Source organism: Rahnella inusitata (assembly GCF_018288855.1).
Classification (GTDB): Bacteria; Pseudomonadota; Gammaproteobacteria; order Enterobacterales; family Enterobacteriaceae; genus Rahnella; species Rahnella inusitata.
The window spans coordinates 1,955,974-1,978,091 of sequence record NZ_CP065024.1; the positions used below are offsets into that span (position 1 = coordinate 1,955,974).

Genomic DNA, 22,118 nt, shown 5'->3' on the forward strand with positions numbered 1-22,118 from the left:
TTCACTCCTGCCTGTTAATGCTTTTCCAGCCATGCGCCGTAGAAGCTCGGACGGCCAACGGCTTCGAAATTCACGCCTTTCAGATACGGCGCACCGGCAAAGACCTGCGGCTCTTCGAAAATTGGAATGATGTAAGCCTGATCGAGCAGGTAGTTCTGCACATCAGCCGTCAGGGCCAGACGTTTTTTCGGATCCACTTCTGCCGAAATAGCGGTCAGCAGGTCATTAAGCTTGTCGTCGCGGAAGCTTTTCACCTTGCTGCTCAGGCCCCCTTTTTGCAGCAGCGCATCGCGGTTGGTCGGGTAGAACGAGCTTTTGATGACGTCAGGATCGGCGCGGCCAACTTCGACGACGTTAGCCGGCGTTTTTTCCGGATCCAGGTTATCCGCCACGCGGCTGCCTGCGTCACCGGCCAGAATGTTCAGCTTCGCGCCGACCTGACTCCACTGCTGGGAAACCAGCTGCAACACTTCTTTGTTCTGCGGCTGCGGCAGGGATTCATAAATTGTCAGCGCCAGCGTTTTGCCGTCTTTCTGACGGATGCCATTTGCGCCCGGTTTCCAGCCCGCTTCATCCAGCAGCTTTTTCGCGAGCGTCGGGTCATAGGTCAGCTTGTGGCTAAGATCGACGTAACCGGCGGCCGTTTTGGCGATGACCGAAGTGGCCTGCGGATAGTTTGGCGAGAAGAGGGTATCGACCACCTGTTTGCTGTTGGTGGCATGCAGCAATGCCTGACGCACTTTGAGATCTGACACCAGCGCGTTATCCGGGCGGAAGGCGATGCCGTCGTTCACGCCTTTGGTCGGCGCGGCATAAATCGGGAAGTTCTGGTCTTTGGCCTGTTTTTCGTCATATGCCTGAACCTGACGGATGAAATCCGCCTGACCTGCCAGCAGCGCGCCGATACGCACGCTGTCTTCGCCGGTGACAATCACTTTGATGCCGTCGAGATTGGCGCGGCCCTGCTGTTTGAGGTTTTTCGGCCCCCAGTTGTACTCTTTACGCGCAGTCAGATCGACTTCGCGCCCGAGGGTTTCTTTGCTGACCACAAACGGGCCGGAGCCGATGATGTGCGTCGCATCACCCAGCGCATCAAAATTGCGGTTCAGCGTGCTCAGTGAAACCAGCCCCGAGCCAATCGTGGCCGTCCCTTGCAGGAAGCCCGGAGAGGATTTTTTGAAATAGAACTTCACGGTCAGCGGGTCGATCACTTCGCTGTGGTCGTAGTTGTTGATGACTTCAGAGACCGGCAGATGATGCTCTTTGTTGCCCAGACCGTAGGTATCAAAGTTTTTAGCCACCGCATTGGCGTCGAGCGGCGTGCCGTCGGAGAAGGTCACGCCCGGACGCAGTTTGAAGGTGTACTCGGTTTTGTCAGCGTTAAACGTCCAGGATTCGGCGATCCAGGGTTCCACTTCCAGCGTCTGCGGGTTCTGGTAAGTCAGTTTATCGGTGATTTGGTTGAGGATGCCGCCATTCGGGTAGAATCCGCCCGCTGGAGGATAAAGGTTGGTGTGTGCCTGCTGTTCGAGATAAATCAGTGTTCCGCCCTGAACCGGCGCGCCGTCGGCAGCAAATACGGTGGACGTGCTGGTGAGAAGAACTCCTAAAGCCAGTGCGCGAGCGATGGCGCTTTTCCGGCGAATGTTTTGCATAAGACGACCCTTTTTATTATTGGCAAGTGAATGACTCCCGCAGCGCGTATAGAACGAAACTGCTGGACCCATAACAAACCAATTTAAAGGGCAGGTGAACGAAGGAAATCTGCATTGCTTAGCTGGAAAACAGGAATGGGGAGGGCAGAAAGAAAAAAACCAGCGGCTAATCCGGACGGGTGGACCGGCTAACCGCTGGCGATCATCAAAAATGATGAGCTAAGGAGAAACTGAGGTCGTCAGTGATCTTTTAATGCAGCTTCTGTGCCAGTTTCTGAAACAGGCAACGTTTTTTCTTTGTTGCTGCGACTCAGGAAGGCATTGAGCAAGATTGCGCCGAATGTCGCCGTGCCGATGCCGCCCATGCTGAAGCCGCCAAGGCTCAGGGTAAAGTTGCCTGCGCCCAGTACCAGCGTCACCGCGACCATGATCAGATTGCCGTTAAGTCCCAGATCCACCTGGTTTTGTACCCAGATACGCGCACCGGCTACCGCAATCAGACCGAACACCACAATTGATGCGCCGCCGAGCACCGGGCCGGGAATGGTGTGGATCAGTGCACCAAATTTGGGCGAGAAGCCCAACACAATGGCAACAACGGCTGCCGCAACGAAAATCAGCGTGGAGTAAATTTTGGTGACCGCCATGACGCCAATGTTTTCTGCGTAGGTAGTGACGCCCGTGCCGCCTGCTGATGCAGAAAGTAACGTCGCCAGACCATCGCCGACAAACGCGCGGCCCATATACGGGTCGAGGTTTTTGCCGGTCATACCTGCAACTGCTTTAATGTGGCCGAGGTTTTCTGCCACCAGAATCACCGCCACCGGCGCTATCATCAGCATGGCGTGCGAGCTGAAGACTGGCGTGGTGATGGTCGGAACGCCGAACCACGGCGCCTGCGCCACGGCGGAGAAATCTACCGGCGCGCCGAGCCCCAGTCCGTTAGTCACCACCATGTAAATCAGGTACGCAGCGATAAGGCCCAGCAGCAACAACAGGCGTTGCACCAGACCGCGCGTGAATACCGCGACAGAGCCGATGCACAGCACGGTCACCACCGCCATCCAGCTGTCAAAAGAAGAGGCTGATACGCTGTTGATGGCGATCGGCGCGAGGTTCAAACCAATCGCCATCACTACCGCACCCGTCACCACCGGTGGCATCAGACGTTCAATCCAGCGCGTCCCGACGGCCATCACCACAAAGCCTATCAGCGTATAGACCACGCCGCAGGCAATAATCCCGCCGAGTGCCACGCCGATATTCGGGTTCGCACCGTGGCCGCTGTAACCGGTCACCGCGATCACCAGCCCGACAAACGCCGCGCTGGAGCCGAGATAGCTGGGGACACGTCCGCCGACCACCAGGAAGAACAGCAGGGTGCCGATACCGGACATCAGGATCGCCATATTGGCGTCGAAGCCCATCAGCAGCGGCATCAGTACCGTGGCACCAAACATCGCCACCGTATGCTGCAGCCCCATGACCAGCGTCGGCCCTAACGGCAGCCGCTCCTCCGGGGCGATCACTGCGCCATCTAAATTGCCTTCTCTTTTACGCCAGGTTGGAAAGTAAGTGTTTGCCATGCTGTGTTCCCTAATCAGGTTAAATTAACAGGCAGACTGACGCATCAGCGGGTGATAGCGGCGGTCGAAATACACCAGTCCGTGGCGTTCGTCGTTTCGTCGCAGCGCGACGGCTTCACAGATAAGAATGTCATGGGTGCCAACGCTGGTGACCTGCGTGACTTTGCAGTCAAACGACACCAGTGCGTCGGTGAGGACAGGGGAGCCGGTGGCGAGACGCGCCCATTCGGCAGCGGCAAAACGTTGCTCCATGGGAGTTTTTCCGCCGAACAGGTTGGACAACGACTCATGGCAATCTGCCAGCGTATTCACGCACAGCACCTGATTCTCCTTAAATACCGGGTACACCGAGGCCGAGCGGTTGAGGCATACCAGCAGCGTCGGTGGGGAATCGGTGACGCTGCACACCGCAGAGGCGGTGAATCCGGCACGGCCTGCGGGGCCGTCAGTGGTAATGATGTTGACGGCCGAACCGAGGTGCGCCATTGCATCGCGGTACTCTTTTTTCTCAACGGCAGCGATTTCCTTAACGGCGTTGGTCGCGGCAGGTGCAACGGGTAAATCCACGGCATTCAGGGTGGTTTGCATGATCGGGTCCTCAGAGTTCTGTCAGTGACTTACAGCACGCGGCAGGCGCGGTCGAAATCAAGTCGCGGTGCGCGCGGATACACTTTGCTGGTATCGCCGTAACCGATGTTTATTAGAAAATTGGATTTCCAGCCGGTATCCGACAGGAAAGTTTCATCCACTTTGGCATTGTCAAAACCAGACATCGGTCCGGTATCGAGCCCCAGCGAGCGGCAGGCAAGGATCAGATAAGCCGCCTGCAAACTGCTGTTACGAAACGCGGTATCATGCGCCAGCTGCGGGCTGGAGGTGAACCACGAGCGGGCATCGCCGGAGGGAAACAGCTCTGGCAGCAGCTCGTAAAACTCCGGATCCCAGGCGACGATGGCTGTAACCGGCGCGGTTAGGGTTTTTTTCAGATTGCCGCCCGATAACGCCGGTGCCAGTTTCTCTTTGGCTTCCTGACTCTGAATAAATACGATGCGCAGCGGGCTGCAGTTGGCGGAGGTCGGCCCCATGCGCGCCAGATCATAAATTGTTTTCAGCTCTTCGCCGGTGACGGGTTTATTCAGCCAGCCATTGTGGGTGCGGGCTTCGGTGAATAAAGTCGCCAGTGCGCTGGCGGTTAATGCTTCGGCCATGATGTCTCCGTGGGCAGGCGGCTGGACGGCGTGGCCGTGTTTTGCGATGAATGCCGTAGCAGCCAGTCCAGTAAAATAGGGTTAAAGGTATCGGGATCGGTCACGCTCATCGCATGGCCGCCGTACAACATTTGCGTGTGTTCGCCGTTGGGCAGCCGGGCGGCGAGATCGGCGGAACGCATCCACGGCACCAGCAAATCATCTTTACAGCTAAACGCCAGCGTCGGGGCGATCACCTGCCCGAGCGTATCGGTCAGATCGGATGCCATCAGCGCCTGCAAGCGGTGCAGCAGGTTTTCCATCCCCTGAAAATGCGCTACCTGGTGCTGGCGCTCCTCTTGCAACAATTCTTCGTTTTCAGAAAGCCAGTCGCCGGGATACAAAAACAGCGGCTGCGCCTGCACGTAGGCATCGACGCCGCTGTTGAGCAGCAGATTCTGGCGCACTTCAAAGCAGCGGCGGGTCTGGCTGTCGAGTTTTGTCCAGCCGTTGATCACCACCAGGCTTTGCAGCAGCGCCGGATAACGCAGGGCAAGGTGCAGGCCGATAATGCCGCCGAGCGCGTGACCGACCAGATGACAGCGGCTGACGTCCAGCTCGTTGAGCAGCCCGGCCAGTTCGTCCGCCATGTCTTCCATGCGGTAGCCCGCCGGGACGCTGCCCTGACTGACGCCGGTGCCATGCTGGTCATACACTATCACGCGAAAATGCTCATTCAGCATTGACAGTTGTGGCAGCCAGAAACTGCCTGAACCGCCGAGGCCGGAGGAGAGCACCACGGTTTCGGCATCTGCATTTTTCTTACCTGACACCTTGTAATACATAGGGTTACCTCACGGCTTTCCGATATGGGCAATCGACGCGATTTCAATCAGCGCGCCCGGTTTGACCAGCCCGCACTGAATGCAGAACCGCGCCGGTTTTTCGCCGGGGAAATACTCCGCGTAAACCAGATTCACTGCCGCATAGTTCGCCCAGTCGGTGATGAAAATCGAGTTCATGGTGACGTCATCCATCGTCCCGCCAGCGGTCTCAATCACGCTTTTAATGATCTCCAGCACATGGCGGGTTTGCGCGGCGGCGTCTCCCAGATGCACGACGTTATTGTCTTTATCGAACGGCAGCGTGCCGGAGACATACACCACGCCATCGGCCAGGGTGCCCGGAACAAAGGGCGCCAGCGGAACGCCGGTACCGGCCGGGATAATTGCACTTTTAGGCATACAAAATTTCCTTATCTTCTGTCGGTCAGGCTGCGTTTTGTTCAGATTTATAACCCACGGCATCGCAGAAACTGCGCACGTCAGACACCCAGCCGAAGAAAGTTTCAATGTTATAAATCGCCGCTTTTTGCGCGAATTCCGGGCCTGCCTGATGGGTGGCGTCTTCCAGCACTACGCCGAAATACTCGAGGAAGAAACCGTCACGCAGCGTGGACTCAACGCACACGTTGGTGGCGATGCCGGTGAAGACCAGATGATGAATGCCGTAGCTGCGCAGCAGGCTGTCGAGCTGAGTGTTGAAGAACCCGCTGTAACGCGGTTTTGGCAGCACGATATCGCCCGGCTGCGGCTGGAGTTCATCCACCAAATCGTAATCCCAGTCGCCTTTCGCCAGCAGTTTGCCCATCAGTTCCGGACGCTTACGCATGGTTTTCAGTGCGTTGGATTTGTGGAAGTTCGGTGAACCGGCACCGCCCGCTTCGACGTACTGATTGTCCCAACCGTTCTGGAAGAAAATCACTTTGATGCCGGCGGCACGCGCGGCGGCAATCGCCACTTTGATGTTGGCAATCACCGGCGCAGTGGCGGAAACGTCAAAACCCGCCAGATCCAGATAGCCGCCCTGCGAGGCGTAGGCATTCTGCATATCCACGACGATGAGCGCCGTTTGCTGCGGCGTGAAGGCGATGGCTTCCGGACGGGCGGTGAGAATGGTTTCATCGCCGCTATTTTTCGGCTCGCGGCGGACAACGGTCTGATTTTCCACCGCTTTAGGTTTCTCAAAAACAGTCATTACGCTACCTCTTTCTGTTCTGCCGCGATGTGCTGGCGGGTTTTCATTAATGGCTGAATGTAGCGGCCAAAGTTTTCAATGCCTTCGACGAAATCATCGAAGGTCAGCAGAATGCCTTCTGCGCCCGGAACGGTGTCGATTTCATCGAGCATTTTGGCTACGCTGGCGTAAGAACCCACCAGCGTACCCATGTTGATATTTACCGCAGAGGTCGGGTCAGCCATCTGGCGGACGTTGGTGTCAGCACCGGATTTAGTGTCTTTACTGCTCTGATCGGTGAGCCATGCCAGCGCACCGGCATCGGCACCGGATTTATACAGCTCCCATTTGGCGCGTGCGGCGGCGTCGGTTTCATCGGCGATAATCATAAACAGCACGTAAGACGAGACGTCCCGGCCTTCGGCTTCGGCGGCGGTTTTCATACGTGCGGCGGTCGGCGCGAAAGCGGTCGGCGTGTTGACGCCTTTGCCGAAGCAGAAGTTGAAGTCAGCGTGTTTAGCAGAGAACGCCATGCCGGCGTCGCTTTGTCCGGCGCAGATGACTTTCATTTCTGCCTGAGGACGCGGGCTGACGCGGCAGTCGTCCATCTTGAAGAACTCGCCGTCGAGCGTGCAGTGGCCGGTGCCCCACAGGTCGCGCAGGACGCTGACGTATTCGGTCAGGTAATCATAGCGGCGGCTGAAATAGTCATCGCCCGGCCACATGCCCATCTGCTCGTATTCGGGTTTCTGCCAGCCGGTAACCACGTTGACGCCGAAACGGCCATTGGAGATGGAGTCGATAGTTGCCGCCATGCGCGCCACGATGGCCGGAGGCATCACCAGCGTCGCGGCGGTGGCGTAGAGCTGGATGCGGGACGTTACGGCGGCCAGACCGGCCATCAGCGTGAACGACTCCATATTGTGTTCCCAGAACTCGGTTTTGCCGCCAAAGCCGCGCAGTTTGATCATCGACAGCGCGAAATCGAAATGGTAGTGCTCGGCTTTTTGCACGATGGTTTTGTTCAGTTCGAAAGTCGGTTTGTACTGCGGCGCGGTTTCAGAAATCAACCAGCCGTTGTTACCGATAGGAATAAAGACGCCGATTTTCATAGCTCACCTCATGACAGATTTTTGAAAATAAGAGATCAAAACAAGGGCTTGCGAAATTCTTTGCGCGGCTTGAGTGCGTCCTGCGGGTTCCGAATTGCACCGGGCTGAAATTTCCTGACGTGAGGACTATTGCAAAGGGGATGCCACTTTTATAATCACCAGAATATTCAGTGAGTTGAAAAATGATTTCGATTTGAGGTGGAGCAAATGGTCTGATTCAGACCATTTGGTCAAAACAAACTGCACGTTAATCAGGCAGGATTGAACAGAAATGGTGCAAATTTGTTAAATTTATAATCCTTTGTGGTTATGTGGTGTTAGATAACATGTTGCTTTCATCATGCGGATGCATAGCGATAGTCGCTTCTATCCCCATTTGTTATGATTTCCGCCTTGCCGTTTGTCTCAGGGAGACATTGTGAAGCCAATGGATGAACATCCGCAGCCTGCCGACGGGGGAAGTCACACCCGCAAAGCCGCAGCGAAAGCCCCGACGCGACGTTCGCGCGCCGTGGCCGCCAAGCGTGGCAATATCATGGCGGCGGCGCTGGAATTTTTTTCGCTGTACGGTATTCATGGCACCAGCCTGGATCAGGTCGCCGAGCGCGCCGACGTCTCGAAAACCAATTTGCTGTACTACTTTCCGTCGAAGGAAGATTTGTACATCGCGGTGCTGAAAGGCCTGCTCGATATCTGGCTGGCGCCGCTGAAAGCGTTGCAGTCGGATCAACATCCGCTGGAGGCGATCCGCGAATACATTCGCCTTAAGCTGTGTGTTTCGCGCGACCATCCGCAAGCTTCGCGTCTGTTCTGTCTGGAGATGGTGCAGGGCGCGCCGCTGCTCAGGCAGGAACTCGGCGGCAGCCTGAAAACGCTGGTGGAAGATAAATCCGACGTGATCCGCGGCTGGATAAAAGACCAATTAATCGCGCCGGTTGACCCGATGCAGCTGATTTTTATGCTGTGGGCAACGACGCAGCATTACGCGGATTTTGGTGTACAGGTCGAAGCCATCACGGGCAAAACGCTCAACGACCCTGAGTTCTTCGAGCAGACCGTGAGTAACGTACAGCGCATTATTACCGAAGGCATACAGCTTCGGGCTTAAAGAGGTCAGGATGGATTCGGTATCACAATTAGTCTTGGGCGCTGCGGTAGGTATCGCGGTGATGGGTAAACGCGTGCCGGTGTGGAAAGCCGCGCTGGCGGGGGCGGTGTGCGGAACCTTGCCGGATCTCGACGTGTTTTATGACCACGGTGATCCTATCAGCAATATGACGCTGCACCGCACCGAGAGCCACGCGCTGTTTTATCTGACGCTGCTGTCACCGCTGTTAGCCTGGCTGATGGCCAGACTGTTCAGCGCCGGGCAGCATTTCCGGCACTGGTGGGCCGCGGTCTGGCTTGCGCTGATCACCCATCCGTTGCTGGATCTGATGACCGTCTACGGTACGCAGCTTGGCCTCCCGTTCACTAATACGCCCTTTGCGGTCGGCAGCATTTTCATCATCGATCCGCTCTACACCTTGCCGCTGATTATCGGCGTCGGGCTGGCGCTGTATCGTGAACGTCAGCGCGGTATCGTCTGGAATAACGTGCTTTTGGGCGTCAGCTGCCTGTATCTGGCCTGCACCGTGGTGGAACAGCATCAGGTGACGGCGCACGTCGGCGACGAACTTCAACGCCAGAATATCGAAAGTACGCAGGTTCTGGTGACACCCACGCCGCTCAATACATTGGTCTGGCGTGTAGTGGTGATGACCAAAGACAGTTACGGAGAAGGATTCACCTCGTTGCTGCACCCTGATTCGCCGATCCGCTTTAGCTTTTATCCGCGTGGAGAAGCGTTATATGAAGCACACAAAGATAACGCCTTTTTGGCTCGCGTCGCCTGGTTCAGCCACGGCTTCTTCAGCGTAAAACAGCAGGGGGGCCATATTCTGGTCAGCGATTTACGCATGGGGCAGGAGCCAGACTATAGCTTTGTGTTCGATCTCGGCGACATGAAACCCGGCGCACCACCGGAGTTGCCGGTGAAAGTCGCCTCGGCGAGGCCATCGGCGACCAAAATGCTCGAACAGTTCAGGCAGGCGTTAGAGGTGGAGTGAGATAAAGAAAAGGAGCCAAATTTGGCTCCTTTTTTTCATCTGTAATGTGCGGATTTCAGACTCAGGCAGTACGGTGACGGCAACGCAGCCAGTAGCCAATCCCCAGAATAACGAACCACAGCGGCGTGACGATAAGTGCCTGGCGGGTATCGTCCTGCAAGGTCAGCAGCACCAGTACACCGGCAAAGAAGGCCATACAAACCCAGCACATCAGCTTACCCAGCGGCATTTTATAGATAGATGCCTCGTGCAACTGTGGGCGTTTACGGCGGTAGACCAGATACGAGCAGAGGATGATGGTCCAGACGAACATAAACAAGATGGCTGACACGGTGGTGACCAGCGTAAAGACGGTCATCACGTTCGGGATAAGGTATATCAGCACCACGCCACCGAGCAGGCAGATGCAGGAGAAGGTCAGGCCGTTTGACGGCACCGCGCGTGAAGAGAGTTTGCCGAACGCTTTCGGTGCATTACCTTCCTGCGCCAGGCCGAACAACATGCGGCTGGTGGAGAAAACACCGCTGTTGGCAGAAGACGCTGCCGATGTCAGCACCACAAAGTTAATGATACTCGCCGCTGCCGGCAGACCGGCGAGAACAAACAGTTCAACAAACGGGCTTTTATCCGCGACGACGTGGCTCCACGGCGTGACCGACATGATCATGATTAGCGAGAAAACGTAAAACATGATGATGCGCAGCGGGATGGCGTTGATGGCGCGCGGCAAGGATTTCTGCGGATCTTTGGTCTCAGCCGCGGTGGTCCCGACCAGTTCGATACCGACGAATGCAAACACTGCTATCTGGAAACCGGCAAAAAAGCCGCTGACGCCTTTCGGGAAGAATCCGCCGTCATTCCACAGATTGCTGAAAGAGGCGACGGTACCGGTTGGCGTCTGGAAGTGGGTCAGAACCATCACCAGCCCGGCAATGATCAGCCCGACGATGGCGACGATTTTGATCATCGCGAACCAGAATTCCATCTCACCAAACATTTTTACCGTGGCGAGATTCAGGCTAAGTAACAGTAAAACGCACAGCAAAGAGGCGATCCACTGCGAGAGTCCGGGGAACCAGAACTGGGCGTAAGCGGTGATGGCCACAACGTCGGCAATTCCGGTGACGACCCAGCAGAACCAGTAGGTCCAACCGGTGAAATATCCCGCCCACGGGCCGAGCAGGTCGGCGGCGAAATCGCTGAAGGATTTGTATTCGAGATTGGACAGCAGGAGTTCGCCCATTGCGCGCATCACGAAAAACAGCATAAAGCCGATGATCATGTACACGAAGATGATAGAAGGACCGGCCAGGCTGATGGTTTTGCCGGATCCCATGAACAGACCCGTGCCGATGGCACCACCAATCGCAATCAGCTGGATGTGCCGGTTGGAGAGATTGCGCCGCAGACCTTCAGCGTTCTCTTCCTCCGGCTGTGTGAGGATTTTTGACTCGTCTTGCATGTTGTATTAATTCCTGTTTTTTTGCTTTTGCGTATGAACTCCGCCATATCGCATTCATTTCAACAAATTAAGATTTGAAACGCGGTTATTTTGACCGGCACTGTGAACGACAGCGACGATCTGTTGATGTAATAGTAATGTTAATTGCGTATTTATTATAACTGGCATGAAAAATGCCAACTGGAAAAATGTATCGTAATTTTTACATCGGGGATAACTGCGTGTTAATTAATCAGATGAGCGTGAGTAGACAGAGAATAATACCGCGTTTGCTTGTGATGAGCTTCACAATTCTCGATTTGAATAACGGTAAAAAAAGTAGGGATAAGCGTTTGACATCACCGGCCGACAGGCGAATAATCCGTCCCGTTGGGTCGTTAGCTCAGTTGGTAGAGCCGTTGACTCTTAATCAATTGGTCGCTGGTTCGAACCCAGCACGACCCACCAACATTCAATAAATCAAGGTGATAATCTCTACCTTGCCTGATGTCGTTCTGCCTCTTCCGGTTTTTCCTTGATAATGAATATTTGATTTCAACCTCAGTCGAAATTAATGACCATGTTCTGACGAAAATAACGTCGGGGAACCTGCATATATCTGAGCCACTAAGTAAGATTATTTTTAGGTATCGCAATTATTTGCAGAAGGGAAATAGATGAAGGCGGAGCGTCTGGCCTCACAGAATGAGGCCGGAACAGGGTTAAGCGAGTGCGAGGAATTAATACATAATGGTGGTATTCGGTTTATTGCCGTTTTTTAGTTGTTTTTGTACCTGCATGCACAGGCTGAAAATGAGCAGATGGACATGAGTGATAAAGGCGCGTTCTTCAGTGAACTGGCTGCTGCGTAAAACCACCATTTCTGAGCGATTCTGTTTGGCAACCAGCAGCTCAATGCCTTTCTCGCGAAACTCGTCTTCATAGGTCTTTACGATCCCTGCGGGGGCGATAAGTGTGTAGCTGTACATAGATGCTTCCTGAATCTGGTTGAACGTCTCATCGGATAAATCCTAATAAGAGTATCAAATACCAGCGGACGGCGATTAGCAATTCGGGTGGCTGATTTTCATACTAACGTCACAGATTTGTCCCGCTTTTGTCGTCTCCCTTTCGGCCACACGTAACTCTCACCGGTTTTTTGTTGCCCGCGCCGCGCACGCTGCTATCATTCGTGCATAAACTCAGGGAGATAACGATGAAAAAAACACTGGTGGCCTTGGCTGCTCTGCTTTTAGCCGGGTGCGCAAGCAATCCTTATGAACCGACCCTTCAGGTCAAATCCTCTTTCGCTAACGCCAGCACTACGGCGCCGGAAGGGCAGACACACATCAGGTTGCATCGTATCGATCAGTGGTCCACGGTGCCGTTTGAGAAAACCTGTCCGCTGATTGTGATTCTGGACGGCCAGACCGTGGCTTCCCTGCATTTTAATCAGTACGTAGATTTAAATGTGCCTAATGGCTTGCGCAAAATTGATGTCCGTATTGCCTGTGCGCTGACCAAAACCACCGGTTCTATCACCGTAGATGCGAAAGGGCAGAGTATCAGTCTCGAAACCGACCGCAACATTTTTGGCACATATCATATCCGCCCCAAAGCTGGCGAATAACCGGCATAAAAAAATCCGCTTCGGCGGATTTTTTGTTTTTGCTTCTCACGTAGGCACTTAAATATACGGCTTTGACCATTCCAGAATCTGATCGTGTTGCAGCGGACGCGAAAAGTAGAAGCCCTGAACAGAATCACATTGCAACTCTTCCAGACACCGCAGCGTGTCATTATCCTCAACGCCTTCCGCGACGACGTGATAGCTGAGCGCATGCGCCATATCAATCATCGATTTCACAATCACTTTGCTCTTATTGTCACTGCTGATGCCCTGAATCAGCGACTGATCCAGCTTGAGGATATCGGCGGGGATCTTTTGCAGGTAATTCAGATTGCTGTAACCGGAGCCGAAATCATCCAGCGCGATGCTGATCCCCATATGGCGCAGGGCATCCAGAGATGCCACCGCGTGAGGATTATTCATCAGCGTCTGAGTTTCCAGGCATTCAATCTCCAGCATCGACGGTGATACCTGATGCAGGATAAGTGCGGTATGAATACGCTGTACCAGATCCTGTTCAACCAGATTGTTGGCGGTCAGATTGATAGACACCTGAATCTGTGCGCCGCGTTTTTGCCATTCGGCAATCTGCATCACCGCCTGCGTGATAACCCAGTTGGTCAGCGGCGTTATCAGCGGCGTTTTTTCCGCCAGAGGAATAAATTCAGACGGTGAAATGATGCCGAGCGTCGGATGGTGCCAGCGGATCAGCGCTTCAACACCGTGAAATTTTTTATCGGCCAGACGAATTTTTGGCTGATAAAGAAGATGAAAATCATCACAGGACGCCACCGTAGCCATTAAATCATTAAGCAGATTGAAGGCGCGCAGCTGGATAACATCGGACTCCTGCTGATACGGCATCACCAGCCGGTTGTGGCTGATGGCTTCGTGCAGGGATGACATGCCCTGGCGCATAATGGTTTCAGCGCATTCCGACGTTGAAGAAAAGACGGTGTAACCGGCGTGCAGACGAACGTTAATTGGGATATCACTGGTAATGCTTTGCGAAATTTTAGTGGCGGCGATTTCTAACTGATTAAAAATCGCTTCCTGCTCGTCGAGCGGCCTGATAATGGCGAAACGCCCGAGCATCAGGCTATAGACTTTGTCATTACCCTTAAGCTCCGTGCGTAAAAATGATCCCACGTCTTTCAGAATATTTTCGACTTTGGGAATGCCGATCGCGCGGCCAATATCGTAGGCATAAAGTGTATCGAGCGTGTCGATCAGAATCAGCAAACAGGGCGTGTGGTCTGGGGCTTTAATAAGCGTGGCGATGTCTTCCATCAGGCGCTGGCGGTTCGGCAGGCGCGTGACGATATCGACAAATCCGACTGAGCTGCGTGACTCAATGATGTCGATGACGATAGCGGCGAGGTCTGACAGCATCTCGATTTCCTGCACGGAAAAGTCACGTGGCTGATGATCGATCAGACACAAACTGCCGACAGCAAAGCCTTCACGGGTAATCAGCGGCGCACCGGCATAAAAACGCATCCCTTCATCGGCGGTCACCAGCGGATTTTTGCAAAAACGTGGATCCTGTTCGGCATCGGGGACGAGCATCACTGAGGAGGAACGAATCGTATGGTCGCAAAAGGCGATGTCGCGCGCCGTCTGGCTTATCGCCATATTCGTCTTCGATTTAAACCACTGGCGATGTTCATCCACCAAAGTAATTAAACACACCGGGATATCAAAAATCTGCTGGGTAAGGCGGGTAATCAAATCAAGCACTTTGTCCGGATTGCTGTCAGCAATTTTTAATTTTTGCAGCGCCGAAAGCCGTTTTTTTTCGTTTAGATTCAGAACCCTTTTCATTCTGTACGACCTCTGATCGCCAACCTGGACGCGTTTAGTTATGCACTATAACGTGAGTATGATTCGTTTATCATTTTCTTTTTGTCCGTTTTGCGAGGGTTGGTGTCAGTTAGCAAGGCGCAGGAAGTTATCGTTTGCGTACTATGTATTTTACAAGGCAAAGGTATTTCACAACGCAAAGCCTGCAACGATGAATTCTAAGGAGAAACCCATGTTAACCGACCCATCGCAAAAATATCGTCCCTTCCCGCCGGTGAATTTACCCGACCGCCGGTGGCCGGGAAACGTGCTGACGAAGGCACCGCAGTGGTGTTCCAGTGATCTGCGCGATGGTAATCAGGCGCTGGCTGAGCCTATGGACAATGCCCGTAAGCGTCAGTTTTTTGATTTGCTGATCCGCTGTGGTTTCAAGCAGATAGAGGTGGCCTTCCCTTCGGCGTCGCAAACTGATTTTGATTTTGTTCGCGGTCTGATTGACGACAACCTGATCCCTGATGACGTGGTGATTCAGGTGCTGACGCCTTCGCGCCCGGACTTAATCGCGCGCACTTTTGAAGCGCTGAAAGACGTGCCACGCGCCATCGTACATTTATACAACGCCACGGCGCCGGTATTTCGTGAAGTCGTGTTCAATCAGGACAAAGATGCCACGCGCGATCTGGCGGTTCGCGGCGCGCAGCAGATCCGTCAGCTTTGCGAACAATATTCGCAGACGCAGTGGACGTTTGAGTATTCACCGGAAACCTTCTGTTTTACTGAACTGGAGTTCGCACTGGAAGTGTGCGAAGCGGTGGCCGCTGTCTGGGAGCCGGGCAATGCGCGCCCGATGATCATTAATTTGCCAGCGACGGTGGAAGTCAGCACACCGAATATTTATGCCGATCAAATCGAATGGTTCTGCCGTCATTTCAGCCGCCGCGAACAGGTTTCCATCAGCGTACATCCGCATAATGACCGCGGAACCGGCGTAGCTTGCGCTGAACTGGCGATGCTGGCGGGTGCCGACCGGGTGGAAGGCTGTCTGTTTGGCAACGGTGAGCGGACCGGTAATGTGGATATTGTGACACTGGCGCTGAACCTGTATACGCAGGGCGTTTCCCCTGAGCTGGATTTCAGCAATCTGCAGGCCATCGTCGAAGCGGTAGAAGAATGTAACCAGCTACCGGTGCATCCGCGTCATCCATACGCAGGAGAACTGGTGTTTACCGCGTTTTCAGGGTCACATCAGGATGCCATTAAGAAAGGGTTCGCGGCACAGAAAACCTCAGACAATGCTGTCTGGCGCGTGCCCTATCTGCCGCTGGATCCGGCCGATGTGGGGTGCAGCTACGAAGCCGTGATCCGGGTGAACAGCCAGTCGGGAAAAAGCGGTGCCGCATGGCTGCTGGAACAGAATCATGGGCTGAAACTGCCGCGTGGTTTGCAGATCGATTTCAGCAAAGCCGTTCAGCGGGACACCGATTCTCACGGCAAAGAAATGAGCACCAGCGATATCTGGCGACTGTTTCGTCAGCGTTACGGACTGACGGAGCAACCGGTGGTGAAACTGCTGAGTTACGACATCCGCAGTGACGAGCAGAATGTCTGTCATTTCAACGCGCGCATCCGTTATCGCAATGAAGAGCAGCATATTACCGGCAGCGGCAACGGTTTGTTGTCCGGCGCGGTAGATGCGTTGCGCCGCAGTTACGATGTTCAGCTGGAAATCGGCGACTATCATGAACACACGCTGGGGCATCAGAGCCATAGCCGGGCAGTCGCGTACGTGAGTTGTCAGGGAAAATTGGGCGAAACGTGCTACGGCGTGGGCATCGACAGTGATGTCTCCAGCGCCTCGTTGCAGGCGTTGTTTAATGCGGCGAGCGGAATTCTGACTGACTAAAATATTCACTTGGCGATACGCCCAGTGATCGGCGGAACATCGCACTGAAGGCACTCGGGCTGTCGTAGCCGAGTGCCAGCGCCACATCAATCACCGAATTTCCTGCCGCCAGTTGCTGCAAAGCGTCGAGCAATTTTGCCTGACGGACCCAGTCACTGAAACGCAGTCCGGTCTCGCGCTGAAAGCGACGGGAAAGTGTCCGGCTGCTGATATTCAGCCGCGCAGCGACTTCCTCCAGTTCCCACGATGCACTTAAATCACGGCAAATCTGTTGGCTAAGCATCAGAAGTTCGGGTTCTTTTGGCTCAGGTAAATACAACGGCAACGTCGGTAACAGACGCAATTCATCGAGCAGTAATTCCATAATACGTTCGTCACGGCCACCGGGCAAATAACCGGCGGGGATCGTCAGCGAAACCAAAATGAGTTCACGCAGCAGCGGGGAAATTTGTACCACCTGACATTGTGCAGGTAAATCCGCACGTGCCAGAGGATCGACAAACAAGGTGCGGGCTTTAACGCCGCCGATAAAGCGCAGACTGTGTTCGACATAGGCAGGTAACCAGATGCCGCGCCCCGGCGGAACCATCCAGGTGCCGAGCGCGGTATGAACTTCGACAACGCCACACAGGGTGTGGATCAGTTGTGAACAGCTATGGCTGTGTGCAGGTTCGCTGTCACCGTGCTGATAATCAATTGCCAGCGGTGCAATGGCCTGATCAGGTGCGAGAAAGGGAGAGTGCATGACTCAGTGGTGTTGCTGATTTTTAGCATCTTCAACGGCTTGTTTGGCTTCTTCAGCCGCCTTTTGAATTTCTTCATCGGTCAGTTGTTCAGAGACTTCAAACAATTCAGCCAGCCCGTCGCTGACATGTACGTCGTCTGCTTTACTTTTGTTTTCTTTATTATTTTCGCTCATTACGGTTGTCCTGATGAAATAAGAAGAGGGGATAATTATAGCAGAAATCGTGTCAGAATGCGGGAAAAGGCGGGAGTCCGTCGGGCGACAGACTCCGAAAAAGCATTACTGACGGTAGGCAAATTTGATTTGCTGCAGGGAGTTCCTGAAGATTTCTGCCTGCTGTTCATCTTCCATCTGGGCAGCATATTTTTCCATGTTCAACATGACCTTACCCGCATCCGCCTGACCGATCGCTTTCAGGATCAGGGTCAGGGTGGCTTTCAGGCAGGCAACTTCTGTCGCCAGGGTTTCAACGTTCGCTTCAGTGGTAAAATCGCAGTTACTCATTATTTCTCCTCAGGCAGGCTGCCAGGCAGCGCTCCCGACTTTATACAGTAAAAAGAAGGGGGTATATCAACGGGCTCACCCGAAACGGCCAGGTGCAAAGTGACCGCATTTTAGCATAGTCGGCAGGTTTTAGTGCAGTAGTGCGCGGGCTGCGATCAAAATGGGCTGAATGCTCCGGACATAGAGAGAAAAGAAATCCGATGAGTTAACAGATTTGAAAGTTAGTAAAGAATACTAAACATAATAGGTGACCAGACATTTTCCGTTTAAATGACTAAGGTTATTCTTATAAATGCCGGGACAATTCCTGCTATTGCAAATAATCATTGGGTATATCATAGATATATGGGAGTAATGATTTGCTGTTTTAATCACCTTTTCAGAAAGCCAGTTAATTTACGGGAAAAATACCGACATTGTTATTTTTACAGCAGAAAAGATGTAGCTTGATACAGACCTTATTGTTTGATTCAAAATGCTTTTTTTTTGTATTATTAATACAGGTTATGGCAGTTCTCATTTACATTCAGCAAACTAGTTTTTTGCAGACATTCCTTGGTCAAGCTGCACAGATAGAGTAAAATGTGCGGGCAATAATAAATACTCTGAATTATTGATTTAAAAAACACTGTCCACGTGCGGTAGTGAGGTAAGTTCGTTGATGTTGGCTTCTTATTGCCACCTTCTCTTCTATAAGCTGTCTGCGCACGATATCAATGTTTGACGTGTATGATTGCGTTAAGACAAGCCCGAAGACCCTGACGGTGCGTCGCCCTTATTTTTTGGAGAATTCTCTTTGATAAGCGTTCTTCTTGTTGATGACCACGAATTAGTGCGCGCAGGGATCCGACGCATTCTTGAAGATATCAAAGGCATCAAAGTCGTTGGTGAGGCTCAGTGCGGCGAAGACGCCGTGAAGTGGTGTCGTACCAATGATGTTGATATTGTCCTGATGGATATGAATATGCCGGGTATTGGCGGCCTGGAAGCGACGAAGAAAATCGTGCGTTTCTCGCCGGATATCAAGATCATCATGTTAACTATCTATACTGAAAACCCGCTGCCAGCAAAAGTGATGCAGGCGGGGGCTTCCGGTTATCTGAGCAAAGGTGCTGCACCACAGGAAGTGGTTAACGCCATCCGTTTGGTTGACTCGGGTCAGCGCTATATCGCGTCTGACATCGCTCAGCAAATGGCACTCAGCCAGATTGAGCCTCAGTCTGAAACGCCTTTTGACTCCTTATCTGAGCGTGAATTACAAATCATGCTGATGATTACTAAAGGGCAAAAAGTGAATGAAATTTCAGAACAACTGAACTTGAGCCCAAAGACCGTTAACAGTTATCGTTACAGAATGTTTAGTAAATTAAATATCAGTGGCGATGTCGAGTTAACTCATCTGGCAATCCGACACGGTTTGTTCAACGCGGAGACTTTATCAGGCAGTGAATGATGAGCGTTTCGACCCAAAAGCCTTTCTGAAAACGGTCACCAGCCAGCCGGGCGTCTACAGGATGTATGACGCCAGCGGCACCGTAATCTATGTAGGTAAAGCTAAAGACCTTAAAAAGCGTCTTGCCAGCTATTTTCGCGTTCAGGTTTCCAGCCGTAAAACGGAAACACTGGTCAAAAATATTGCGCAAATCGACGTCACCGTAACGCATACGGAAACCGAAGCGCTTCTCCTCGAACACAACTACATAAAGTTGTATCAGCCACGTTATAACGTGTTGTTGCGCGATGATAAATCCTATCCGCTGATTTTCCTCAGCGCCGATAATCATCCGCGTATTACCGTGCATCGCGGCGCCAAGCACGCTAAAGGTGAATACTTCGGGCCGTTTCCCAACTCCTATGCTGTGCGTGAAACGCTGGCGCTGTTGCAGAAACTTTTCCCAATCCGCCAGTGTGAGAACAGCGTTTACAGCAATCGCTCGCGTCCTTGCCTGCAATATCAGATTGGGCGTTGTCTCGGTCCATGCGTGAAAGGGTTGGTCAGCGAACAGGATTACAAAGATCAGGTGGATTACGTGCGTCTTTTCCTCGAGGGGAAAGATCAGCAGGTGGTCACGCAGTTGGTGAACAGGATGGAAGAGGCCAGCAAGGATTTGCGTTTTGAAGATGCCGGACGCATCCGCGATCAAATCCAGGCCGTCCGTCGCGTCACTGAGCGCCAGTTTGTATCGGGTAACAGTGAAGATCTCGACGTTATCGGGGTGGCATTCGAGTCCGGCATGGCGTGCCTGCACGTTCTGTTTATTCGTCAGGGCAAAGTGTTGGGCAGCCGCAGTTACTATCCGAAGGTACCGGGCGGCACCGATCTTGGCGAAGTGGTGCAAACTTTTGTCGGGCAGTTCTATTTACAGGGCAGCCAGATGCGCACCTTGCCTGGCGAAATCCTCCTGGACTTCAGCCTGCCGGAAAAAGATCTGCTGGCTGATTCGCTCAGTGAGATTGCCGGGCGCAAAGTGCTGATTCAGAGTAAGCCGCGCGGCGACCGTGCCCGCTACCTGAAGCTGGCGCGTACAAATGCCTCCACGGCCCTGACCACGAAACTGGCGCAGCAGTCGACTATTCATCAGCGTCTGGCAGAACTGGCAAAAACCCTTAATCTTGCGGAAATTAACCGCATGGAATGCTTCGACATCAGCCATACTATGGGCGAACAAACGGTCGCTTCCTGTGTGGTCTTCGACAATAACGGGCCGGTACGTTCTGAATATCGTCGCTATAACATTGCTGGTATCACGCCGGGGGATGATTATGCGGCCATGAAGCAGGTTCTGACGCGTCGATACAGTAAATCGCTGGATGAGAAAAAAATTCCTGATGTGATTTTTATCGACGGCGGGAAAGGGCAGCTCGGGATGGCGCTGGATGTGTTTCATTCACTGGATGTGACATGGGATAAATCTAAACCTCTGCTGATCGGTATTGCGAAAGGTGCCGATCGTAAAGCAGGGCTTGAAACGTTATTCTTTGTGCCAGAAGGTGAGGGGATTGCCTTACCGGCGGATTCACCGGCATTGCACGTTATCCAGCATATTCGTGATGATTCGCATAATCATGCGATTACCGGGCACCGTCAGCGTCGTGCCAAAGTGCGCACGACCAGTGCACTTGAAGAGATTGAAGGCGTCGGGCCGAAACGACGTCAGGTATTACTGAAATATATGGGAGGCATTCAGCCATTACTGAATGCCAGCGTCGAGGAAATTGCACAGGTACCAGGTATTTCGACCGCATTAGCAGAAAAGATTCATAATGCGTTGAAACACTAAAGCCGTTGTAGCAACATACTCATAATATCTAAACTGGACAAACAGTTACCTTCGCTATGCAATTTAATATACCGACGTGCCTTACCCTGTTCCGCGTTGCACTGATCCCTTTCTTCGTGCTCGCCTTCTATCTGCCTTACCCATGGGCATCGATGGCTTGCGCGCTCATTTTCGTTTTTGCGGCAATGACTGACTGGCTCGATGGCTACTTAGCGCGACGCCTGAAGCAAACGACGCGGTTCGGTGCATTCCTTGATCCGGTGGCCGATAAGGTGATGGTGGCGATTGCCCTGGTGTTGGTCGCAGAGTACTTCCACTCCTGGTGGATAACATTACCGGCTGCCACCATGATCGCCCGTGAAATTATCATTTCCGCGCTGCGCGAATGGATGGCTGAAATTGGTAAACGCAGCAGCGTTGCCGTTTCCTGGATTGGTAAGGTCAAAACCACGGCGCAGATGTTATCGCTGGTCGCCTTATTGTGGCGTCCTGACAACATTGTCGTGGGTGTCGGTGTTGTAGCTCTTTACATCGCCGCAGTGCTGACTTTCTGGTCAATGTTCCAGTATTTGAACGCTGCACGCCACGATTTGCTGGAACCCTGATCAAACTGACGTAAAAAACGTCAAACGAGCGAAGGATCCAGATAATTTTATTGACTCATTCTCTCAGGTCAGTAGAATGCAACGCATCGGAAGGCAGACAGCAATGCGCCAGAAGATAGTTAAAAAAATCAGTACGTTCTGATTAAAGCGGGAATAGCTCAGTTGGTAGAGCACGACCTTGCCAAGGTCGGGGTCGCGAGTTCGAGTCTCGTTTCCCGCTCCAAATTTTCTTGAATTGATTTCTTAATCGATTTAAGTGCAAGACAAGTAGTAAGATTTAAGGCGCGTTAACAAAGCGGTTATGTAGCGGATTGCAAATCCGCCTAGTCCGGTTCGACTCCGGAACGCGCCTCCAATTTTCCCGGAGCCCGGGTGGTGGAATCGGTAGACACAAGGGATTTAAAATCCCTCGGCCTTAGGCTGTACGAGTTCAAGTCTCGTCCCGGGTACCATGGGAAAATTAGCTGAATAATCAAAAGCAATAGTGTAGTAATGTCGTTATAGCCACCTTCGGGTGGTTTTTTTATGTCTGAAATTTGCAT

Annotated in this window: 21 protein-coding genes and 4 tRNA genes; 11 read left to right on the forward strand and 14 right to left on the reverse strand. The window is 52.9% G+C overall.

Going from position 1 to position 22,118, the window contains the following annotated elements:
• Positions 1-14: 14 nt before the first annotated feature.
• From I2123_RS09120 to rutA, 8 genes are all read right to left on the reverse strand, one after another.
• Positions 15-1,655, reverse strand: a complete 1,641-nt coding sequence (locus I2123_RS09120; protein ID WP_213052262.1) for a TIGR04028 family ABC transporter substrate-binding protein — start codon at positions 1,653-1,655, stop codon at positions 15-17.
• A 239-nt stretch (positions 1,656-1,894) separates the two neighbouring features.
• Complete coding sequence (gene rutG / locus I2123_RS09125; RefSeq protein ID WP_112167180.1) at positions 1,895-3,241, reverse strand: pyrimidine utilization transport protein G; 1,347 nt, start codon at positions 3,239-3,241, stop codon at positions 1,895-1,897.
• Positions 3,242-3,265: 24 nt separating this feature from the next.
• On the reverse strand, positions 3,266-3,829 hold the full coding sequence (rutF, locus tag I2123_RS09130; RefSeq protein WP_213052263.1) for an NADH-dependent FMN reductase RutF: 564 nt from the start codon (positions 3,827-3,829) through the stop codon (positions 3,266-3,268).
• Positions 3,830-3,858: 29 nt separating this feature from the next.
• Positions 3,859-4,449 carry a malonic semialdehyde reductase gene (locus tag I2123_RS09135; protein ID WP_112167184.1) on the reverse strand — a complete coding sequence of 197 codons (591 nt, stop codon included), beginning with the start codon at positions 4,447-4,449 and terminating at the stop codon, positions 3,859-3,861.
• Complete coding sequence (rutD, locus tag I2123_RS09140) at positions 4,434-5,273, reverse strand: pyrimidine utilization protein D (RefSeq protein ID WP_213052264.1); 840 nt, start codon at positions 5,271-5,273, stop codon at positions 4,434-4,436. The genes I2123_RS09135 and rutD overlap by 16 nt, the downstream gene beginning before the upstream one ends.
• A 9-nt stretch (positions 5,274-5,282) precedes the next feature.
• The gene (rutC, locus tag I2123_RS09145) at positions 5,283-5,672 is read right to left on the reverse strand and encodes a pyrimidine utilization protein C (RefSeq protein WP_112167187.1); all 390 of its coding nucleotides are present in this window, start codon (positions 5,670-5,672) and stop codon (positions 5,283-5,285) included.
• Positions 5,673-5,697: 25 nt separating this feature from the next.
• Complete coding sequence (gene rutB, locus I2123_RS09150; protein ID WP_244879901.1) at positions 5,698-6,465, reverse strand: pyrimidine utilization protein B; 768 nt, start codon at positions 6,463-6,465, stop codon at positions 5,698-5,700.
• On the reverse strand, positions 6,465-7,556 hold the full coding sequence (gene rutA, locus I2123_RS09155) for a pyrimidine utilization protein A (RefSeq protein ID WP_112167189.1): 1,092 nt from the start codon (positions 7,554-7,556) through the stop codon (positions 6,465-6,467). The genes rutB and rutA overlap by 1 nt, the downstream gene beginning before the upstream one ends.
• A 427-nt stretch (positions 7,557-7,983) precedes the next feature.
• Between rutA and rutR the strand changes: the two genes are divergently transcribed.
• Positions 7,984-8,664, forward strand: a complete 681-nt coding sequence (gene rutR, locus I2123_RS09160) for an HTH-type transcriptional regulator RutR (RefSeq protein WP_213052489.1) — start codon at positions 7,984-7,986, stop codon at positions 8,662-8,664.
• A gap of 10 nt (positions 8,665-8,674) precedes the next feature.
• A complete protein-coding gene (locus I2123_RS09165) occupies positions 8,675-9,664 on the forward strand; it encodes a metal-dependent hydrolase (RefSeq protein WP_213052265.1) in 990 nt (329 codons plus the stop codon).
• 61 nt (positions 9,665-9,725) lie between these two features.
• Here I2123_RS09165 and cycA read toward each other — a convergent pair whose 3' ends face one another.
• On the reverse strand, positions 9,726-11,126 hold the full coding sequence (gene cycA / locus I2123_RS09170) for a D-serine/D-alanine/glycine transporter (RefSeq protein WP_112167194.1): 1,401 nt from the start codon (positions 11,124-11,126) through the stop codon (positions 9,726-9,728).
• A gap of 371 nt (positions 11,127-11,497) precedes the next feature.
• Here cycA and I2123_RS09175 point away from each other — a divergent pair.
• A tRNA-Lys gene (locus tag I2123_RS09175) sits at positions 11,498-11,573 on the forward strand.
• Positions 11,574-11,845: 272 nt separating this feature from the next.
• On the opposite strand, the gene I2123_RS09180 is transcribed toward I2123_RS09175, so the two are convergent.
• Positions 11,846-12,094 carry a hypothetical protein gene (locus I2123_RS09180; protein ID WP_112167203.1) on the reverse strand — a complete coding sequence of 83 codons (249 nt, stop codon included), beginning with the start codon at positions 12,092-12,094 and terminating at the stop codon, positions 11,846-11,848.
• A gap of 227 nt (positions 12,095-12,321) precedes the next feature.
• Here I2123_RS09180 and I2123_RS09185 point away from each other — a divergent pair, with 227 nt between their 5' ends.
• Positions 12,322-12,735, forward strand: a complete 414-nt coding sequence (locus I2123_RS09185) for a hypothetical protein (protein ID WP_112167207.1) — start codon at positions 12,322-12,324, stop codon at positions 12,733-12,735.
• 57 nt (positions 12,736-12,792) lie between these two features.
• On the opposite strand, the gene I2123_RS09190 is transcribed toward I2123_RS09185, so the two are convergent.
• On the reverse strand, positions 12,793-14,559 hold the full coding sequence (locus tag I2123_RS09190; RefSeq protein ID WP_213052266.1) for a sensor domain-containing phosphodiesterase: 1,767 nt from the start codon (positions 14,557-14,559) through the stop codon (positions 12,793-12,795).
• Positions 14,560-14,770: 211 nt separating this feature from the next.
• Between I2123_RS09190 and leuA the strand changes: the two genes are divergently transcribed.
• The gene (gene leuA / locus I2123_RS09195; protein WP_112167214.1) at positions 14,771-16,441 is read left to right on the forward strand and encodes a 2-isopropylmalate synthase; all 1,671 of its coding nucleotides are present in this window, start codon (positions 14,771-14,773) and stop codon (positions 16,439-16,441) included.
• Here the strand turns inward: leuA and I2123_RS09200 are convergent.
• The 3 genes from I2123_RS09200 to I2123_RS09210 form a co-directional block, all read right to left on the reverse strand.
• Entirely contained in the window at positions 16,410-17,186 is a 777-nt protein-coding gene (locus tag I2123_RS09200; RefSeq protein ID WP_112167217.1) for an AraC family transcriptional regulator, read from the reverse strand. The two genes, leuA and I2123_RS09200, sit on opposite strands and share 32 nt — an antisense overlap.
• A gap of 3 nt (positions 17,187-17,189) precedes the next feature.
• Positions 17,190-17,360 (reverse strand): hypothetical protein, encoded by a 171-nt coding sequence (locus I2123_RS09205; protein WP_167457454.1) that lies wholly within the window; start codon positions 17,358-17,360, stop codon positions 17,190-17,192.
• A gap of 105 nt (positions 17,361-17,465) precedes the next feature.
• Positions 17,466-17,690, reverse strand: coding sequence for a DUF2594 family protein (locus I2123_RS09210; protein ID WP_056778602.1), 225 nt, complete (start codon positions 17,688-17,690; stop codon positions 17,466-17,468).
• A gap of 796 nt (positions 17,691-18,486) precedes the next feature.
• Between I2123_RS09210 and uvrY the strand changes: the two genes are divergently transcribed.
• The 6 genes from uvrY (at position 18,487) to I2123_RS09240 (ending at position 22,028) form a co-directional block, all read left to right on the forward strand.
• A complete protein-coding gene (gene uvrY, locus I2123_RS09215) occupies positions 18,487-19,143 on the forward strand; it encodes a UvrY/SirA/GacA family response regulator transcription factor (RefSeq protein WP_112167220.1) in 657 nt (218 codons plus the stop codon).
• Entirely contained in the window at positions 19,136-20,971 is a 1,836-nt protein-coding gene (uvrC, locus tag I2123_RS09220) for an excinuclease ABC subunit UvrC (protein ID WP_112167224.1), read from the forward strand. Before uvrY ends, uvrC begins: the two co-directional genes overlap by 8 nt.
• A gap of 56 nt (positions 20,972-21,027) precedes the next feature.
• On the forward strand, positions 21,028-21,576 hold the full coding sequence (pgsA, locus tag I2123_RS09225) for a CDP-diacylglycerol--glycerol-3-phosphate 3-phosphatidyltransferase (RefSeq protein ID WP_112167227.1): 549 nt from the start codon (positions 21,028-21,030) through the stop codon (positions 21,574-21,576).
• A 147-nt stretch (positions 21,577-21,723) separates the two neighbouring features.
• Positions 21,724-21,799, forward strand: a tRNA-Gly gene (locus I2123_RS09230).
• Between the two features lie 58 nt (positions 21,800-21,857).
• Positions 21,858-21,931 (forward strand) — tRNA-Cys (locus I2123_RS09235).
• An 11-nt stretch (positions 21,932-21,942) separates the two neighbouring features.
• Positions 21,943-22,028 (forward strand) — tRNA-Leu (locus tag I2123_RS09240).
• Positions 22,029-22,118: the final 90 nt, after the last annotated feature.

What these genes read in the sequence shown, in the direction of transcription:
- I2123_RS09210 (WP_056778602.1), bottom strand. Translation starts at nt 17,690, where the DNA reads ATGAGTAACTGCGATTTTACCACTGAAGCGAACGTTGAAACCCTGGCG.
- rutG (WP_112167180.1), bottom strand. Translation starts at nt 3,241, where the DNA reads ATGGCAAACACTTACTTTCCAACCTGGCGTAAAAGAGAAGGCAATTTA.
- I2123_RS09165 (WP_213052265.1), top strand. Translation starts at nt 8,675, where the DNA reads ATGGATTCGGTATCACAATTAGTCTTGGGCGCTGCGGTAGGTATCGCG.
- I2123_RS09190 (WP_213052266.1), bottom strand. Translation starts at nt 14,559, where the DNA reads ATGAAAAGGGTTCTGAATCTAAACGAAAAAAAACGGCTTTCGGCGCTG.
- I2123_RS09135 (WP_112167184.1), bottom strand. Translation starts at nt 4,449, where the DNA reads ATGGCCGAAGCATTAACCGCCAGCGCACTGGCGACTTTATTCACCGAA.
- rutF (WP_213052263.1), bottom strand. Translation starts at nt 3,829, where the DNA reads ATGCAAACCACCCTGAATGCCGTGGATTTACCCGTTGCACCTGCCGCG.
- I2123_RS09185 (WP_112167207.1), top strand. Translation starts at nt 12,322, where the DNA reads ATGAAAAAAACACTGGTGGCCTTGGCTGCTCTGCTTTTAGCCGGGTGC.
- leuA (WP_112167214.1), top strand. Translation starts at nt 14,771, where the DNA reads ATGTTAACCGACCCATCGCAAAAATATCGTCCCTTCCCGCCGGTGAAT.
- rutR (WP_213052489.1), top strand. Translation starts at nt 7,984, where the DNA reads ATGGATGAACATCCGCAGCCTGCCGACGGGGGAAGTCACACCCGCAAA.
- pgsA (WP_112167227.1), top strand. Translation starts at nt 21,028, where the DNA reads ATGCAATTTAATATACCGACGTGCCTTACCCTGTTCCGCGTTGCACTG.
- I2123_RS09120 (WP_213052262.1), bottom strand. Translation starts at nt 1,655, where the DNA reads ATGCAAAACATTCGCCGGAAAAGCGCCATCGCTCGCGCACTGGCTTTA.
- I2123_RS09200 (WP_112167217.1), bottom strand. Translation starts at nt 17,186, where the DNA reads ATGCACTCTCCCTTTCTCGCACCTGATCAGGCCATTGCACCGCTGGCA.
- rutC (WP_112167187.1), bottom strand. Translation starts at nt 5,672, where the DNA reads ATGCCTAAAAGTGCAATTATCCCGGCCGGTACCGGCGTTCCGCTGGCG.
- I2123_RS09180 (WP_112167203.1), bottom strand. Translation starts at nt 12,094, where the DNA reads ATGTACAGCTACACACTTATCGCCCCCGCAGGGATCGTAAAGACCTAT.
- I2123_RS09205 (WP_167457454.1), bottom strand. Translation starts at nt 17,360, where the DNA reads ATGAGCGAAAATAATAAAGAAAACAAAAGTAAAGCAGACGACGTACAT.
- cycA (WP_112167194.1), bottom strand. Translation starts at nt 11,126, where the DNA reads ATGCAAGACGAGTCAAAAATCCTCACACAGCCGGAGGAAGAGAACGCT.
- rutD (WP_213052264.1), bottom strand. Translation starts at nt 5,273, where the DNA reads ATGTATTACAAGGTGTCAGGTAAGAAAAATGCAGATGCCGAAACCGTG.
- rutA (WP_112167189.1), bottom strand. Translation starts at nt 7,556, where the DNA reads ATGAAAATCGGCGTCTTTATTCCTATCGGTAACAACGGCTGGTTGATT.
- rutB (WP_244879901.1), bottom strand. Translation starts at nt 6,465, where the DNA reads ATGACTGTTTTTGAGAAACCTAAAGCGGTGGAAAATCAGACCGTTGTC.